The organism is Devosia enhydra, assembly GCF_900119845.1.
Classification (GTDB): domain Bacteria; phylum Pseudomonadota; class Alphaproteobacteria; order Rhizobiales; family Devosiaceae; genus FPKU01.
The window spans coordinates 1-15,385 of the sequence record NZ_FPKU01000003.1; the positions used below are offsets into that span (position 1 = coordinate 1).

The following is a 15,385-nucleotide window of genomic DNA, read 5'->3' on the forward strand; positions in this document are numbered from 1 at the left end:
TGTGGTCAAGGGCTTCATCTATGGCACCGATCGCGGCAGGATCGGCACGCTGGCCAAGCCCGTGGCCGAGGCGGCCCATGAGGGCGACCCGGTGGCGCTTCAGCTGATGAGCGAGGCCGGCGCCGAGATTGCCAGGCTCGCACAGGCGCTGATCGCGCGGGCCGGCCAGAAGCCCGTCGCCATTGTCGGGGGCGTCGTCCTGCTGCATCCGGCAATCAAGGCGGCGATCGCGGCCAACCTGCCGGGTCCTCCAACCTATCCGCAGATCGATGCGGCGCTGGCGGCAGCGCGCATCGCGTTTGATACCCTTGCCTGAGAGGCCATCGATGTCGACCACCGAAACCGCATCCGCCCGCTTTTCCGGCATCGAGGACTGGTCGCCCGCCGAACTGGTCGATGGCATCGTCGAAGGCCAGTTCGCGGCCATCGCAGCTGTCAAGGCGGCATCCGCCAGCATCGCGGAAGCCATCGAAAGGTCGGCCGAGCGGCTCGAACAGGGCGGCCGGCTGATCTATGTCGGCGCCGGCACGTCTGGCCGCATCGCGACGCAGGACGCGGCCGAGTTGCCGCCCACCTTCAACTGGCCCTATGAGCGCGCCGTGCCGGTGATGGCGGGCGGGGAAACCGCGCTCACCCACGCCGCCGAAGGCGCCGAGGACGACGGGCCTGCCGCCCGCGAAGCGCTCGCAGGGCTCGGCCTCTCCGCAAACGACGTGGTGATCGCGGTTGCGGCCAGCGGACGCACGCCCTTTGCCATCGCCGCGCTCGAGATGGCGCGCGAAACCGGCGCCCTCGCGATCGGCATTTTCTGCAATCCCGGCGCGGCCATGGTGCCGATTTCGGATATTCCGATTCTGCTTCATACCGGCCCCGAACTCATCGCCGGATCGACGCGCATGAAGGCCGGCACGGCCCAGAAGGCCGCGCTCAACTGCCTCTCGACCGGCGTCATGGTGCGGCTCGGCTATGTCTATTCCGGCCTCATGGTCGAGATGCGCGCCACCAATATCAAGCTGCACCATCGCGCCATCCTGATGGTCGCACGCCTCACGGGCGCCAGCGAAGCCGAAGCCGAAAAGGCCTTCGCGGCATCGGGCGACAGCATCAAGCTCGCAACCGTGATGCTCGCCAAGGGGCTTGATCGGTCCGGCGCCGAGGCGCTCGTCGCAGCCGCGGGCGGCAATCTGCGCCGCGCCATGCAGGGCTGAGCCGATCCGGCTCAGTAGCGGTCGGGGCGCGGCTCGAGCAGGTCGCGGCCCACCCTCAGATAGTCGGGCGAGAAGATACCGACGCGCGCCAGCCGCGCCAGGTCGCGAATGAAGTAGGATTTGCCGTTGGTCTCGAGCAGCCCCTGCCCGCGCAATTCGCGAAGGGTGCGATTGATGTGCACGGTCGAAAGCCCCAGCGCATCGCCCAGTTCGGACTGGGTGACCGGCAGTTCCAGCCGGCCATCGGCTGCGAGCCCTACCGCTTCGAGGCGCAGATAGAGTTCGCAGAGCAGATGCGAAACGCGTTCGATCGCGGCGCGCTGCCCCACATTGACCAGCCATTCGCGCAGGATCGCGTCCTCGACCAGCGTCGACCACCACAAGGCCCGCGACAGCCGCGGGCGCGTATTGACGAGCGAAAGGAGCCTGTCCCGGGTGATCGAGGCCGTGGTGGTTGGCGCAAGGGCAGCCACCGCATGGTCTGCCCGCTCCACCACCAGCACGCGCAGGTCGCAGAAATCGCCCGGCACGAGGAAGGCGACGATCTGGCGGCGCCCGTCCGGAAGCAGCTTATAGCGGCACGCGAACCCTTCGAGCACCACGCTCAGCCCATCGATCACGTCATCGGCGCGCAGGAGATCGGCGCGCGGACGCGCCGTGCGCGCGTCGGTGAGCGAATCGAGGATGGCGCTTTTGTCATCGTCGGATAGTCCGACAAGCGCATTGAGCCTGCGCATGAACGGCGCGGCGATGAAATCGGATGTCAGGTCGCCTAGCACTTTTGTCCAGAAAGAGAGAAATGCAGCGGCCTCTCAGGCAGCACGCCGCAGACTGACGCTCTCCCGCGTCCTGTCGTCAGTCACGCGTGGCCGATAAAGCCATGGCGGATTTCAGAATTTGCCGAATTAACATGGATTAGTAGCCCGACCCTTCCCGCGTGTTTCCGGGAAGGGTCGAACAGGTCACTGCGCGCTGTTGGCAGGCGCAGGGGTAGAAGCCGCAGGAGCGCCCATTGCGTTCGTCGGCGCGGCATCATTGGCCGGGGTAGATGCCGGCGCAGGTGCCGTGGTGTTGGTGGGCGCGGGCTCAGCCGGGGCGGCCGAATTGGCTGGGGCGGCCGAATTGGCCGGGGCGCCCTCATTGCCGGGGGCCATGCTGTTGGCAGGGGCCATGCTGTTGGCCGGCGTCGATGTCCCGCCTGCCGGGGGCGCTGCCATGCCATTGCCCGGAGCCGTGCCGGTCGCATCGGTCTGCCCACTAGCCTCAGCGTCCGTTCCCTGGTCCGCGATGAGATCGGCGAGGAGCGCATCCGCGCTTGCATCGCAGGCGGTGAGGACGGCCTGGGCCGAAAGGGTGAGCCCGCCCACAGCCGGCGCCGTGCCCTCGGGCATAGCCGGAGCGGAGGTATCCATGGCATTGCCCGGCGTGGCCGCACTTCCGGTCGCGGGCGCAGCATCACCCACACGCTCGCCTTCCACATAGCCGGCGACGTAATAGACCAGCGCGGCGGCATGCGCCGGCGTCAGTCCCTCGAGATCCGCGCAGGTCAGTTCAGCGGGTGAACCCGCCGCCGCCTGCTGCGCCAATGCTGGGGCTGAAACGCCCAACAGGGCCCCAGCCGCCAGAGCGACCGATATCATGGATCTGCGCATCGTCGTGAACCTCCTGCCATCGTGACGTCGCGGCCGTGCCGCCGATGCCCACAACAATCCATGGAAGCGCCGAGAGTTCCGGCCGTGGCGAGAGCACCGAATTCAACGGGCTTAACAAGTGTTAGTGCCGCGCCTCGCCGCAACTCGCACAGTAATGGCTCCCCTGGAGGACATGGTCATGACCGAAGCGACACCAAGAAAGCGGGCCATGCGTGACGAGGTGCGGGTCACCCGTCAGGCTTTGCGCCTTGTTCTGCCCATCAACCGCCAGATCGGCGCGTGGCAGGCCGCCGCAGTGCGCCTGACTGCAATTGCCAGCCGTACCGCCGCCAGCGGACGCTACAATCCCGGCATCGAGGAAGAGATCGAGACCCTCGCGCAGAACGTGGCCCATCAGCAGAGCCTTCTGGCAGCCGAGATGGCGAGCCTGCCCGAGGATGTGGCCGGGTCGGGCCGCCTGCTCGACACGGCCCGCGCGCTCAACACCACGATGGTCTCAATTGAGAAGGCACGCGCCGTGCTGCGACAGGCCCGCCCCTCGGCCGGTGCGATACCGGCGCGCCCACTCAGTTCCGGGCCGATGCCACGGCCGCACGCAAGCCCGTCCTGACCCGGTCGCGCCCGATAGCAACCCCCTGCAAGGCCGGTCGACTGCGGCGCAAGCTTCAGGCGCAGGAACCTTCCGCTCGCCTCCCGGGTTCTGGCCCCATCCCCCGGGAGCGAGACCTTGAACCCTTTCATTCTCAAGATGGAACGCCGCGACAGCCTCTCGGCTGAGGAGCGCGCGGTTCTGGAAGAGGCGGTCGCGCGCGTACGTGTTCTCGGCCCCCACGAGGACGTTGTGCGCGAAGGCGACCGCCCCACCGACAGCACGCTGGTGCTCGATGGCGTCACCTGCCGCTACAATCTCTTGGGCGATGGAAAGCGGCAGATCACAGCCATTCATGTCACCGGCGATTTCGTCGACCTGCACAGCTTTCCGCTCAAGGTGATGGATCACGGCGTGGCGACGCTCACGACCTGCCGCCTCGGCGTGGTGCCGCATGCGCGCCTCAAGGCGATCACCGAGCAGTTCCCCCACCTCACCCGCGTGCTGTGGCTGAGTACGCTGATGGATGGCTCGATGCATCGCCAGTGGATCGTCAGCATGGGCCGCATGCCGGCCCTCGGCCAGCTGGCGCATCTGCTCTGCGAACTCTACCTCAGGCTAGAGGCCGTCAACGAGGCCTCGGAGCTGCGTTTCAAGCTGCCGCTGACCCAGACCGACCTCGCCGATACGCTCGGGCTCACGCCGGTGCACGTCAATCGCATCGTGCAGGAACTGAGGCAGAGCGGCGTCGTTGTGTGGCGAACGCCGGACGTGCAGATCCTCGACTGGGATCGGCTCGTGCGCCTGGCAGAATTCGATCCCCGGTACCTGCACCTGCATCATGAACCCCGCTGATCCTCCGGAGATCGCCCTCGAGGCGCGCGAGATCCTCAACGATGGATCACGCCGCATCGGCTACCTGGTCTTCTGCGATGGCGCGCTGGCCGCCGTCTTGATCGAGGTCACCGAAGAAGACACCGGCGCCATTCCCGGCTGGTATCTCGAGGCCGGCTTCGGGCCGTGCAGCAGCCTGCGCGTCGTCGATCCGCCCATCTTTCCCACCCTTGAGGACGTGGCCCCCTGGGTCGTCGCTCAGATCGAACAGGCCATGAATTGACCACTCAGTCCAGCCGGCAGCCCGCGCTGCTCGCCACCTATCGCCTGCAGCTCTCGGCGGATTTCACCTTCGCCGATGCTACTCAACAGGCAGGCTACATCGCCGGCCTCGGCGCGAGCCACGTCTATCTCTCGCCGATTCTCACGGCCCGCAAGGGCTCGACCCATGGCTATGACACGGTCGATCATGCCACCATCAACCCGGAACTGGGCGGCCGCGAAGGCTTTGACCGCATGGTCGAGGTCTTTCACGCGGCGGGCCTTCGCATTCTCCTTGATATCGTGCCCAACCACATGGGCATCGGGGGCAGCGACAATGCCAGGTGGCTCGACCTGCTCGAATGGGGTCGGCGTGGTGAGGGCGCGCGCTGGTTCGACGTGGATTGGGAGAGCGGCGAGCCCGCCCTGCGCGACACGGTGATGGTGCCCGTGCTCGGCGATGGTTTTGCGGGCGCACTGGCTGCGGGCGCGATCACGCTCAGGCTCGATGCCGGGCATGGCGAGATCGCCGCCTGGGCCCATGAGGCCCACAAGCTCCCCCTCGCGCCCCCCAGCTATGCCGGCCTTCTCGACCGCGCCGGGCTGGGTGCGCTGGCACGATCCTTCGGCTCCATAGAGACTGCGGCCGAGCCATTGGCCACGGCCCCGTACGCGAAGCGGGATCTCGCAGATGCGCTGCGCGATGGTCCGACCCTGGCAGCGCTCGAGGCCGTGCTTGCCGACATCGCCGCCGACCGCAAGGCCGATGGCGCGCTGGCGCGTCTTCTCGGGCGCCAGCATTTCCGGCTCGTGTCCTTCCGCGCAGCAGGCGAAGCGCTCAACTATCGGCGCTTCTTCATCGTCAACGATCTGGGCGGCATCCGCATCGACCGGCCGGAGGTGTTCGCCGCTGCCCACGCGCTCGTCTTCGAACTCGTCGCGGCCGGACAGGTCGATGCGCTGCGCGTCGATCATGTCGACGGACTGGCGGATCCGGCGGGCTATCTCGCCCAGCTTGCCGCTGCCTGTCCCCGCCCCGTGCCGATCTATGTCGAAAAGATCCTCAGCGGCGACGAGACGCTGCCCGCCGATTGGCCGGTGGCCGGAACGACGGGCTATGAGTTCGCCGCCGGGATGATCGCGCTGCTCACCGACCCCGCCGGAGAGGCGCAGCTGTCGCGCGCCCATGCAGCCTTCACGGGCGATGCGTCATCCTTCGTTGAGCGCGAAGTCGAGGCCAAGCATCACATGCTGGCTGCCGACATGCAGGCCGAATGCCTGCGGCTGTCGCGGCTCATGCACCGTGTCGGGCAGAAGCAGCCGGCCCATGCCGATCTCTCGCTCGGCGCGATCAAGCGGGCCCTCGAAGCCCTGCTCGTGGCGATGCCGGTCTATCGCATCTATCCGGGGCAGTCAGGCGTCTCTGCGTTCGACAGGGCCGCCATCGCCACCGCGCGCGCCGAAGCGCAGCGGCTCTATCCGACGCTCGACCCTGCCGCGCTGCGCTTTGTCGCGGCACTGGCACTTGGTGACATCGCCGACGGTGCCAGCCTCGAAATCGCCCGGCGTTTCGGCCAGCTGAGCGGGCCCGCCATGGCCAAGGGGCTCGAAGATACCGCGCTTTATCGTCATGCGCGGCTGATCTCGCTCAACGATGTGGGGGCGCGGCCAGACCGTTTCCATACCGGTATCGGCTGGTTCCACCGCTTCAATGCCGCGACCGCCAACAACCATCCGCAATCTCTGCTCGCCACCAGCACCCATGACAGCAAGCGCGGCGAGGATGCGCGCGCCCGCATCGCGGTTCTGAGCGGCCTTCTCGAGGACTGGTCGGAAACCCTAGCCAACATGCGCGCCAGCCTTGCCGCCGCCGGAGCCCCTGTCATCGACGACGAAATGCTGGCCTATGTGCTGCAATCGCTCATCGGTGTCTGGCCGATGGACGAGCCGACCACCGGTCTCCCCGAAACGCTCTGCGACCGGCTGGTGGAAGCAACGCGAAAGGCGGCGCGCGAGGCCAGGAGCCACACGCATTGGACCGCGCCCAATGCCGAGTACGAAAACCGCCTCGCCGCCCTCATCCGTCATCTGCTCGATGACCGGCCGGGCAATCGCGCTTTCGAATTGACGCGCGGGCTCCTGGCCCGCATTGGGAAGCCGGGCGCTGCCAATGCAATGCTGCTCACGGCCCTCAAGCTCACCGTGCCAGGCGTGCCGGACATTTATCGCGGGGCCGAAGCGGGCGACCAGAGCCTCGTTGATCCCGACAATCGGCTTCCGGTCGATTTTTCCCGGCTCGCAGGCCTGGGCAGCGGCGACGGCGCGAGCTTCGCTGCCCGAAAGCACGCGCTCACCCGCACCCTGCTGCGCCTCCGTCAGCGTCATCCCGCGCTCTTTGTTTCGGGCAGTTACGAGCCTGTCGTAGTGGAAGGCGGCGAGCCCGGGCGCTGCCTCGCCTTCATCCGCAGGCACGAGGAGACGAGCCTCCTCGTCATGGCTGGTCTCTGGCCATGGCGTGGCGATCTCGAAGGGCTGAAGCTCTCGACCCCTCAGGCGTTCGAGGGCACGACCTGGCAGACGATCATTGGCGCGGGACCGTCCGATCCCACGCTGCCCTTGACGCTTCCGGCCGATCTGCCGGTGCTGGTCGGGCTGTCCGCCCGATAGGGGTTCAGCCCTTGCGTGCGCGCGGCTTGCGGCTCTTGGGCGCCGCTGCCGCAGCAGGCTCGTCGGGTTCTACCGTACCCTTAGCCGCCTCGGAGGCGATTTCTTCCATCGCAGCCTCGGCGGCGGGTTCGGCCGTCGCCCGCATGGTGCCGATCGCAGCCTTGGGCTTGCGCGACGCGGCCTTCCCGGTCGCGGGCTCAGCGGCCGGGGTGGCGTCCAGCTCCCGTGCCGCCTGGTCCCAATGGTCGCGATCCCTGCCATGCGGACGGCCTTCGGCCACCCAGAGATCATAGGCGCGTCTGCGAATATCCTCGTCCGAGGCCTGCCCCATCGCGGTGTCCTTTCCTCCTGTGGAGTTCGGAGCCCAAGCTAGCGGGCTCCGCGCCCTCCTTGTCAATATCCGGGCCCTGCGGCTGCCGCACGGCGCCCATGCCCGTCACACGAGCACAACAGCGCATAAGAATGGCGGTTCCCTGCAACCAGATGACGCTGGCTAGATTTCACACTCAGAGAGGCGCGCCGCGCGTCAACCGGACGCGGCGGCATGGGGAACGGAGATGGTTTTTCCGGTTTCCCGCTCCGGCCAACGAAGTGGCAGCCGAGCCCCTGTCCCGCCCGTTGGCGCGCCTTCTCTCCCCCTCCTGATTGCAGAAATCACGGGGCTTGACAGACGCAGGTTATTGCATAACTAATCGGTTTATTAACTGATGGGTTATGCAGTGACCGCCGACCTCGACCTTACCTTCGCCGCCCTTGCCGATCCGACGCGGCGCGCCATTCTGGCGCGGCTGATGGAGGGCGAGGCTTCCGTTGCCGAGCTGGCCGAGCCCTTCGCGATGAGCCAGCCGGCGATATCCAAGCATCTCAAGGTGCTCGAGCGGGCCGGCCTCATCTCGCGCGGCCGGGATGCGCAGCGGCGGCCGGCGCGGATCGAGGGCGAAGCGCTCGCCGAGGCCACCGGCTGGCTCGAACGCTACCGCGCCGTGTGGGACGCAAATTTCAAGCGCCTCGACGGCCTTCTCTCCCAATTGCAGGCGGGCCCGCGACCGGGCGACAGCCAGAACTGACGTCTTCGAAAAGGAGCCTTGCCAATGTCCGCCCTGACCGCAACGCCCGATGGCGATCGTGCCATCATCATCCGGCGCAGCTTCAACGCCCCGCCGCAACTCATCTATGATTGCTGGACCGTTCCAGCGCTGCTGCGCCGCTGGCTGCTTGGCCCACCGGGCTGGACCATGCCGGTCTGCACCGTCGATGCGCGCATCGGCGGCACCTATCGCTATGAATGGCGCAAGGAGGAGAGCGGCGCGACCATGGGCCTTACCGGCACCTTCACGGCGCTTGAGCGGCCGTACCGCCTCGCGAGCTCGGAACTCTTCGACGAGGACTGGACGGGCGGCCCGGCGCTGGTCGAAATCGCCCTCGAGCCCGTCGCGGGCGGCACCGAGATGATCCAGACCATCACCTATGCAAGCGGAAAGGCCCGCGAGGGCGCGCTCTTTAGCGGCATGACCGAAGGGATGGAGGCCGGCTTCCAGCGTCTCGATGCGATCGCAGCCGAAACGCCGGCCTGACCCGCAGCAGCCGTCCGCGCCCGCTACTTTTCCTCGTCCGAGAGAATCGCGAATTCGAGCGGCAGGGCCGTGGTGTACTTGATCTGCCCCATGGCAAAGGACGAGCTCACATCGGTGAGCGCGATCTTGGAAATGAGCTTCTTGTAAAACGCGTCATAGGCGGCAATATCGGGCACAACCACGCGCAACAGGTAATCGACGTCGCCGCTCATGCGATAGAATTCGACGACTTCCGAGAACTCTTCGACGGCCGCGGCGAACTTGCGCATCCAGACTTCATTGTGCTCATTTGTCTTGACCGAGACGAAGACGGTGACGCCTGCATTGATTTTGGTGGGGTCGAGGATCGCGACCCTGCCTTTGATCACCCCGTCTTCTTCCATCTTCTGGATGCGTCGCCAGCAGGGCGTGGTTGAGAGCCCGACCTTGCGCCCGATCTCAGCCACCGGGATGGTCGCATCCTTCTGGAGCAGCGCGAGGATTTTTCTGTCGATCTTGTCCAATTGTCCGTGGCCTTATGAAATCAGTTTGCGCAGGAGGGCTCCAAACCGCCCCAACGGCGCAAAATAGTACCGCGAGCGCATTCAACGGATTGTGTATCACCGTGTCAACTGGCCGAAAAAGCCGATGAGCCGATCGAGCCAGCTTTCAGCCGCCATGGCCTCCGGTCCCTCGTCGCGCCAGCGCCGCGGCGTCACGAATTCCCCGCCCCAGATGCCTTTCCGGTCGGCCCGCGCCGCCCGTTCCGCATCCCCATAAGGCCCCGAATCGAGCGCCAGCCCTTCGGCGACGAGAACGAGGCCGATATCCCGCCCCTCCACGGTGCAGGTCGCGAGCAGCCGTCCATAGCGGTCCCGCTCATCGCCTTCGCAGAGCGTGGTGCTGGCAGAAACCAACGCCGACAGCCGGCGCAAGGCCTCGGCGCCGCAGGCCCAGTCCCTGCCGTCGCCGTCCTTGCACATCTGGTCGCGCTCCGGCGCGTCGAGACCAACAAGCCGCACCCGCTCGCCTCCGATGGCGAGGCTATCGCCATCGGCCGCCCGCGCCAGCCCCTCGATCCGGTCGGGCGGCGGCGCCAGCACCGCAGCGGCGAGCGCGACGAGAGCCAGAGCCGCGATCGGCGCCAAGCGGCGGATGAGGCTTCGCCGGCCGTTTCGCCGCGGGAAGCCCGGCTTTCGGTAGAAGTTGCGGGCCAGTGCTTCACCCTCCCTTAACCACGCCGCAGCTACGGTCGGGCTTGGTATCTCGGCCAGCGTATCGGCCGTGTTCTCGCGTAACATGAGTCCCGCCGCATGCCGCTCGAAACGGCTAAAAAAGCTGCCGAGGCACGCCTTCCCTCCGGCCGCGAGGTGCGCAGGCGTTCGCACAAGGCCGTCGCGGAGGCGCGGCAGCGCCTGACCTCGAGTTCAGGCACGCGAGCCGCCTTCGATTTCGAACTGCTCGACGAATACGCCCGCTCCCGTATCTCGGGCGCGCTCGCCATGCCGGTGCTGATCATCATCCTGGCGGCGTTTTCGAGCCTCTGGGTGCCGCCCCTGCTCGCCGGGGTCTGGGCCCTGCTCGTCATCGGCGCCAATTGCGCCGTGGTTCTCCTCTGCCGGCGGTTCAAGCGCATCGAGCCGGGCCGCTTCAACGCCTGGCGCTGGACCACCAGCTTCGTCACGGCCGAGACCGCCTATGGCATCGCCTGGGCCATGCTCGCGCTGATGAGCCTTGCCGGTCCCGACCAGAACCTCGCCGTCGCGCTCTTTGCCATGGCGCTCGTGGGCATTGCCGCCAATGCCGTGTCGACCCGCACCCTGCCCGCCGCCACGATGATGGCGACCATGCCGGTGGCGCTGACGGTCGCCATCACCCTTGCGGGGCTAGGGGGCACGCTCAACCTGTCGCTGGCGGCGCTGGCCATCGGGGGCGAGATCTTCTTTGTCTACCTCGCCCGCCAGCTGCACGCCTCCGAGCTTGAGACGGTGATGCACCAGGCCGAAAAGGATGCGCTGATCGCCGAACTCGAGGAAGCGCAGGAAATGAGCGAGGAGGCCCGCCGCCATGCCGAGCAGGCCAATATCGCCAAGAGCCAGTTCCTCGCCACCATGAGCCATGAGCTGCGCACGCCGCTCAACGCCATCATCGGCTTTTCGGAGGTGTTGAAGTCCGAGCTGCTGGGCCCCCACAAGGTCAAGCAGTACAAGGATTATGCCGGCGATATCCATGCCAGCGGCCAGCATCTGCTCAACCTGATCAACGAGCTCCTCGATCTCTCACGCATCGAGGCGGGCAAATACGAGCTCAACGAGGAAGTCGTGTCGCTTGTCGACATCGCCGAAGATTGCCGGCGGATGATCGAGCTCAAGGCGCGCGCCAAGAGCATCGAACTCACAGTGTCTTACGGCAACAACCTGCCGCGCCTCTGGGGCGACGAACGCGCCATCAGGCAGGTCATCCTCAACCTCCTGTCCAACGCCGTCAAATTCACGCCCCAGCACGGCAAGGTCTCGCTTGTGGTCACCCGCAGCGGTGATGGCGGCCAACTGGTCGCGGTGCGCGACAACGGGCCCGGCATCCCCGAATCGGAGATCGAGACCGTGCTCTCTTCATTCGGCCAGGGCTCGCTGGCCCAGAAAACCGCCGAACAGGGCGCCGGGCTCGGCCTGCCCATCGTCCAGAAGATCATGGAGCTGCACCAGGGTCGCTTCGACCTCTTCTCCAAGGTGCGCTTCGGCACGGAGGTGATCGCGACCTTCCCCCGCGCCCGCGTGATGGATGCGCTGGCGCCGGTCGTCGAGACCGAACGCGGCCTCCGGATCTATTCAGAGGCCCGCTGAACGGTCCCTTCCGGGGGCATTCCGCCGCCCTACTCCCTGCCGCTTACGCCGGCCTGATCGAAGGTCGCCATGCTCGTGTGCAGGTTGAGTGCCGTCTTGGCGATCACAGCCGCCAGTGCCGCTCCGGTCCCCTCGCCCAGCCGCATGCCGAGATCGAGCAGTGGCGCCTTGCCCATCGCCTCGAGCGCCCGCGCGTGCCCGGACTCTGCCGAGCGGTGGCCGAAGAGGCAATGATCTAGCGCCGATGGCGTGATGGCATGGGCGACTGCCGCTGCGGCCGTCGCAACAAAGCCATCGATGATCACCGGGATCTTGTGGTGGCGCGCCGCGATGATGGCGCCCAGCATGGCAGCCAGCTCGCGACCGCCGAGCCGTGCAAGGGTCGAGAGCGGATCGGTGAGCCCGGCCCGATGCAGCGCCAGCGCCCGGTCGACAGCCTCTGCCTTGCGCGCGAGCCCGGCGTCGTCGACGCCCGTGCCGCGCCCCACCCAGTCCGCCCCAGTGCCGCCGAAAAGCCCCGCAAGCAGCGCCGCCGCAACCGTGGTGTTACCGATCCCCATCTCGCCGATGCAGACGAGATCGGGCCGCCCGGCAATCGCTTCCATGCCATAGGCGATGGTGGCCGCGCACATGCGATCGTCCATCGCCGGCTCCACCGTGATGTCGCCGGTCGGCAGTTCCAGCGCCAGCTCGAACACCCTGAGGTTGAGCTCGTGCTGGATGCAGATCCGCGAGATCGCTGCCCCGCCATCGGTGAAGTTCTTCACCATCTGCGCGGTGACATCGGCGGGATAGGCCGAAACGCCCTGCGCCGTCACCCCGTGATTGCCGGCAAACACCGCAACCATCGGGTTGTCGAGCGTCGGGGTCGGCTTGCCCTGCCAGCGGGCGAGGAAGGCGACGATGTCCTCGAGCCGCCCCAGCGAGCCCTGCGGCTTGGTCAGGAGCGCATCGCGCCGGCGAACCGCCGCCTCGGCCTCCGCATTGCCCTCGGGACCGAAGGCGATGAGCTCGAAGATATCGGCATAGGGCGCCGGCAGGGGAGAAGTGGAGCTGGCATTCATGTCAGGGGCTCGACCTTGTGCTAGGAGCAGTCGCGTCATGGACCGGACGCGGACGAAAAGCAATTGAACGACGACGTACCAACCCGTGGCGAGCCGCCCCGCGACGACAGGACGCTGGGAGAAACGGCACTCGGCCTGCGCGACGACGTCATCATGGCGCTGCGCTTTTTCTCCCGCCTGCCGACCGGGGACAGCCCCCACCTGCCGCCCGACCTCAACCGCATTGCGCTCGGGCTGCCCTTTGCCAGCCTCCTGATCGGGCTTGTCCCGGCCCTTCTGCTCCTCATGCTGGCGCTTCTCGGCCTGCCCCCCCTTTTTGCGGCAGGCCTCGCCATCGGGCTGCACCTGCTCTTGTCGGGCGCGATGAGCGAGGATGCGCTGGCTGACGCCGCCGACGGGCTCTTTGGCGGCATGACGGTGGAGCGGCGCCTCGAGATCATGCGCGACAGCCGGCACGGCACCTTCGGGGTCGCGGCCCTCTGCCTCCTCCTCGTGCTCAAGCTCGTCGCGCTGGGCACCATCGCCTCGGGCAACGCGCTCGAATCGGCCGCGCTCTGGCTCGGGGCGGGCGTGCTTGCGCGCTCGATCGGGCTCTTCCTCGCCCATGCCCTGCCGCCGCTGCGCCGCGACGGGGCTTCTGCGAGCGCCGGCCAGCCGCGCCGCACGCCGCTCCTCATCGGCCTCATCTTCGCCCTCGGCATCGGCTTTCTGCTGGTCGGCCCGGCGCTCGGCCTCATTCCGCTGATCGTCAGCGTGGTCTTCGCAGCAGGCGCCGTATTCGCCTGGGGATTGGCCTGCCATCGCCTCGTCGGCGGGCAGACCGGCGATCTCGTGGGGGCGGCACAGGCGCTGGCAGAACTGGCGATCTTTACCGCCTTCCTGCTGTTCGCCTGATCACCGTTGCGCGCCTGCGCTTGAAAAGCCGCCCAACCATGCCTTTATGTTGGAATCACAGTGTGAGGCCGGAGTTCAACGCAGTGCTTTTCATCGGTGTGGCGCTGCTCGTTGCGGTCGGGCTGGCGTTCGTCATCAGTTCGGATGCCGGCAGCTATGTCGGGTTGACCGAACAGCAGACCGGCGCGCTCATTCCCCTTGTCATCCTGCTCATCGTCTTTGCGGGCGGCGCCTTCGGCCGTCGCCAGCGGCTGGGCGAGATGGTGGGCAACCTCCTCGCCTGGGGCGGCATCTTCACCGTCGTGCTCGTCGGCTATTCCTATCGCGATGACCTGCAGGGCGCCGCCGCGCGCGTTTTCGGCGAGCTGATGCCGGGCCGCGCCATCATCGACCAGACGACCGGCAACGTCACCTTCCGGGCCGGGCGCGACGGGCATTTCCTCGTGGATGCCTCGGTCAACGGCGCGCCGATGACGCTGCTGTTCGATACTGGGGCAAGCGCCGTGGTGCTGACCCATGCCGATGCCGAGGCCGCAGGCATCGATGTCGATGCGCTGCGCTACAACGTCCCGGTCTCGACCGCCAACGGCACCGGCCGGGCGGCCAGCATTGTTCTCGAACGCGTCGATGTGGGCGGCATCGCCCGAAACCGCGTCCGTGCCTTCGTAGCCGAGGATGGCGCGTTGCAGACCAGCCTTCTGGGCATGAGCTTCCTTGAGACGCTCAGGCGCTACTCGGTCAGCTCCAACGCGCTCGAGCTCGAGGGCTGAGCCGGCACAGCCGGTCCCAGCACAGCCAGCGCATCGCGCAGCAATTGCGGGCAGGCATCGCGGCGCGCCGCCTCGACGCTCAGCATCTGCCGAAATTTTCGTGCGCCGGGCCGGCCATTGGCGAGGCCCAGCATGTGCCGGCTGATCTGGTTGAGGCGCACGCCCTGCCCGCGCTGGGCCTCGGCATAGTCGGCCATCGCCGCTATCACCGCTTCGAGCGTCGGGGCGGGCCCGGATGAACCGAACAGCGCGCCATCCACCTCGGCCAGCAGCATGGGGTCGTGATAGGCGGCACGGCCCAGCATCACGCCCGAGCAGTGGCGCACATGCCCCTCTGCCTGCGCAATCGTCTCGATGCCGCCATTGATCATCACCGGCAGCGGGGCCAGTCGCGCCGCCAGCCGATACACCCGTCCATGGTCGAGCGGCGGAATGGTGCGGTTTTCCTTGGGCGAAAGGCCCTTGAGCCAGGCCTTGCGGGCATGCACGTAAAGCGCGTCCACCCCCGCCCCGACCATCAGGTCGGCGAACCGGTCGAGCGGCGCCTCGATATCCTGTTCGTCGATGCCCAGCCGGCACTTGACCGTCACCGGCACCGCCACGCCGGCCTTCATGGTCGTAACGCAGCGCGCCACGAGCTCGGGCTCTGCCATCAGGCACGCCCCGAACCGGCCCGACTGCACCCGGTCGGACGGGCAACCGACATTGAGATTGATCTCGTCATAGCCGAAATCCGCGCCGATCCGCGCCGCCTCGGCGAGTTCCTCGGGGTCAGAGCCCCCCAGTTGAAGCGCCACCGGATGCTCGGCCGAATCGAAGCCCAGAAGCCGCTCGCGGTCACCATGGATCACCGCCGGGCTCGTCACCATCTCGGTAAAGAGCAGCGCCTCGCGCGACAAAACCCGGTGCAGGAACCGGCAGTGCCGATCCGTCCAGTCCATCATCGGGGCGACGGAGAACCGGCGGGAGCGGGCGAGGCGGCTGTGGCGCGAGGGGGCGCCGTCTGGGGCGATATGGGGCTGCATGCGCCTCCCCTATACCATCCTCGGC

The 15,385-nt window shown here is 67.3% G+C and carries 18 protein-coding genes; 11 read left to right on the forward strand and 7 right to left on the reverse strand.

Going from position 1 to position 15,385, the window contains the following annotated elements; translation table 11 throughout:
- Window positions 1-316 (forward strand): hypothetical protein (locus BT183_RS20790; protein WP_210185491.1); only part of this gene is annotated, 316 nt, incomplete at its 5' end.
- Between the two features lie 10 nt (window positions 317-326).
- A complete protein-coding gene (locus BT183_RS14705) occupies window positions 327-1,208 on the forward strand; it encodes an N-acetylmuramic acid 6-phosphate etherase (RefSeq protein ID WP_072344911.1) in 882 nt (293 codons plus the stop codon).
- Window positions 1,209-1,219: 11 nt separating this feature from the next.
- Here the strand turns inward: BT183_RS14705 and BT183_RS14710 are convergent, their stop codons facing one another.
- Together BT183_RS14710 and BT183_RS14715 are read right to left on the reverse strand one after the other, a co-directional pair.
- Window positions 1,220-1,987 carry a Crp/Fnr family transcriptional regulator gene (locus tag BT183_RS14710; protein ID WP_084603572.1) on the reverse strand — a complete coding sequence of 256 codons (768 nt, stop codon included), beginning with the start codon at window positions 1,985-1,987 and terminating at the stop codon, window positions 1,220-1,222.
- A 183-nt stretch (window positions 1,988-2,170) separates the two neighbouring features.
- Window positions 2,171-2,860, reverse strand: coding sequence for an HdeA/HdeB family chaperone (locus BT183_RS14715; RefSeq protein WP_143145832.1), 690 nt, complete (start codon window positions 2,858-2,860; stop codon window positions 2,171-2,173).
- Window positions 2,861-3,038: 178 nt separating this feature from the next.
- On the opposite strand from BT183_RS14715, the gene BT183_RS14720 reads away from it, so the two are divergent.
- From BT183_RS14720 to treY, 4 genes are all read left to right on the forward strand, one after another.
- Window positions 3,039-3,470, forward strand: coding sequence for a hypothetical protein (locus tag BT183_RS14720; RefSeq protein ID WP_143145833.1), 432 nt, complete (start codon window positions 3,039-3,041; stop codon window positions 3,468-3,470).
- Window positions 3,471-3,608: 138 nt separating this feature from the next.
- Entirely contained in the window at window positions 3,609-4,304 is a 696-nt protein-coding gene (locus tag BT183_RS14725; protein ID WP_072346215.1) for a Crp/Fnr family transcriptional regulator, read from the forward strand.
- A complete protein-coding gene (locus BT183_RS14730) occupies window positions 4,291-4,566 on the forward strand; it encodes a hypothetical protein (protein WP_084603574.1) in 276 nt (91 codons plus the stop codon). Before BT183_RS14725 ends, BT183_RS14730 begins: the two co-directional genes overlap by 14 nt.
- Window positions 4,563-7,211 (forward strand): malto-oligosyltrehalose synthase, encoded by a 2,649-nt coding sequence (treY, locus tag BT183_RS14735; RefSeq protein WP_072344920.1) that lies wholly within the window; start codon window positions 4,563-4,565, stop codon window positions 7,209-7,211. The genes BT183_RS14730 and treY overlap by 4 nt, the downstream gene beginning before the upstream one ends.
- Window positions 7,212-7,215: 4 nt before the next feature.
- Here the strand turns inward: treY and BT183_RS14740 are convergent, their stop codons facing one another.
- Window positions 7,216-7,542 (reverse strand): DUF2934 domain-containing protein, encoded by a 327-nt coding sequence (locus BT183_RS14740; RefSeq protein ID WP_072344923.1) that lies wholly within the window; start codon window positions 7,540-7,542, stop codon window positions 7,216-7,218.
- Window positions 7,543-7,918: 376 nt separating this feature from the next.
- Here BT183_RS14740 and BT183_RS14745 point away from each other — a divergent pair, with 376 nt between their 5' ends.
- Both BT183_RS14745 and BT183_RS14750 read left to right on the forward strand, forming a co-directional pair.
- Window positions 7,919-8,278 (forward strand): ArsR/SmtB family transcription factor, encoded by a 360-nt coding sequence (locus BT183_RS14745; protein WP_072344926.1) that lies wholly within the window; start codon window positions 7,919-7,921, stop codon window positions 8,276-8,278.
- 24 nt (window positions 8,279-8,302) lie between these two features.
- Window positions 8,303-8,785 carry an SRPBCC domain-containing protein gene (locus tag BT183_RS14750; protein WP_072344929.1) on the forward strand — a complete coding sequence of 161 codons (483 nt, stop codon included), beginning with the start codon at window positions 8,303-8,305 and terminating at the stop codon, window positions 8,783-8,785.
- 23 nt (window positions 8,786-8,808) lie between these two features.
- On the opposite strand, the gene BT183_RS14755 is transcribed toward BT183_RS14750, so the two are convergent.
- Together BT183_RS14755 and BT183_RS14760 are read right to left on the reverse strand one after the other, a co-directional pair.
- Window positions 8,809-9,288: an Lrp/AsnC family transcriptional regulator gene (locus tag BT183_RS14755; RefSeq protein WP_072344932.1), complete on the reverse strand. Its 480-nt coding sequence runs from the start codon at window positions 9,286-9,288 to the stop codon at window positions 8,809-8,811.
- A gap of 96 nt (window positions 9,289-9,384) precedes the next feature.
- Complete coding sequence (locus BT183_RS14760; protein ID WP_084603576.1) at window positions 9,385-10,065, reverse strand: thermonuclease family protein; 681 nt, start codon at window positions 10,063-10,065, stop codon at window positions 9,385-9,387.
- 12 nt (window positions 10,066-10,077) lie between these two features.
- Here BT183_RS14760 and BT183_RS21180 point away from each other — a divergent pair, with 12 nt between their 5' ends.
- Window positions 10,078-11,607 carry a sensor histidine kinase gene (locus BT183_RS21180; protein ID WP_072344938.1) on the forward strand — a complete coding sequence of 510 codons (1,530 nt, stop codon included), beginning with the start codon at window positions 10,078-10,080 and terminating at the stop codon, window positions 11,605-11,607.
- A gap of 29 nt (window positions 11,608-11,636) precedes the next feature.
- On the opposite strand, the gene cobT is transcribed toward BT183_RS21180, so the two are convergent.
- Window positions 11,637-12,671, reverse strand: coding sequence for a nicotinate-nucleotide--dimethylbenzimidazole phosphoribosyltransferase (gene cobT / locus BT183_RS14770; RefSeq protein WP_072344941.1), 1,035 nt, complete (start codon window positions 12,669-12,671; stop codon window positions 11,637-11,639).
- A gap of 63 nt (window positions 12,672-12,734) precedes the next feature.
- Between cobT and BT183_RS14775 the strand changes: the two genes are divergently transcribed.
- Complete coding sequence (locus tag BT183_RS14775; RefSeq protein ID WP_084603577.1) at window positions 12,735-13,565, forward strand: adenosylcobinamide-GDP ribazoletransferase; 831 nt, start codon at window positions 12,735-12,737, stop codon at window positions 13,563-13,565.
- 83 nt (window positions 13,566-13,648) lie between these two features.
- Entirely contained in the window at window positions 13,649-14,335 is a 687-nt protein-coding gene (locus BT183_RS14780; RefSeq protein ID WP_177282570.1) for a retropepsin-like aspartic protease family protein, read from the forward strand.
- On the opposite strand, the gene dusA is transcribed toward BT183_RS14780, so the two are convergent.
- Window positions 14,296-15,360, reverse strand: coding sequence for a tRNA dihydrouridine(20/20a) synthase DusA (gene dusA / locus BT183_RS14785; RefSeq protein ID WP_072344948.1), 1,065 nt, complete (start codon window positions 15,358-15,360; stop codon window positions 14,296-14,298). The two genes, BT183_RS14780 and dusA, sit on opposite strands and share 40 nt — an antisense overlap.
- Window positions 15,361-15,385: the final 25 nt, after the last annotated feature.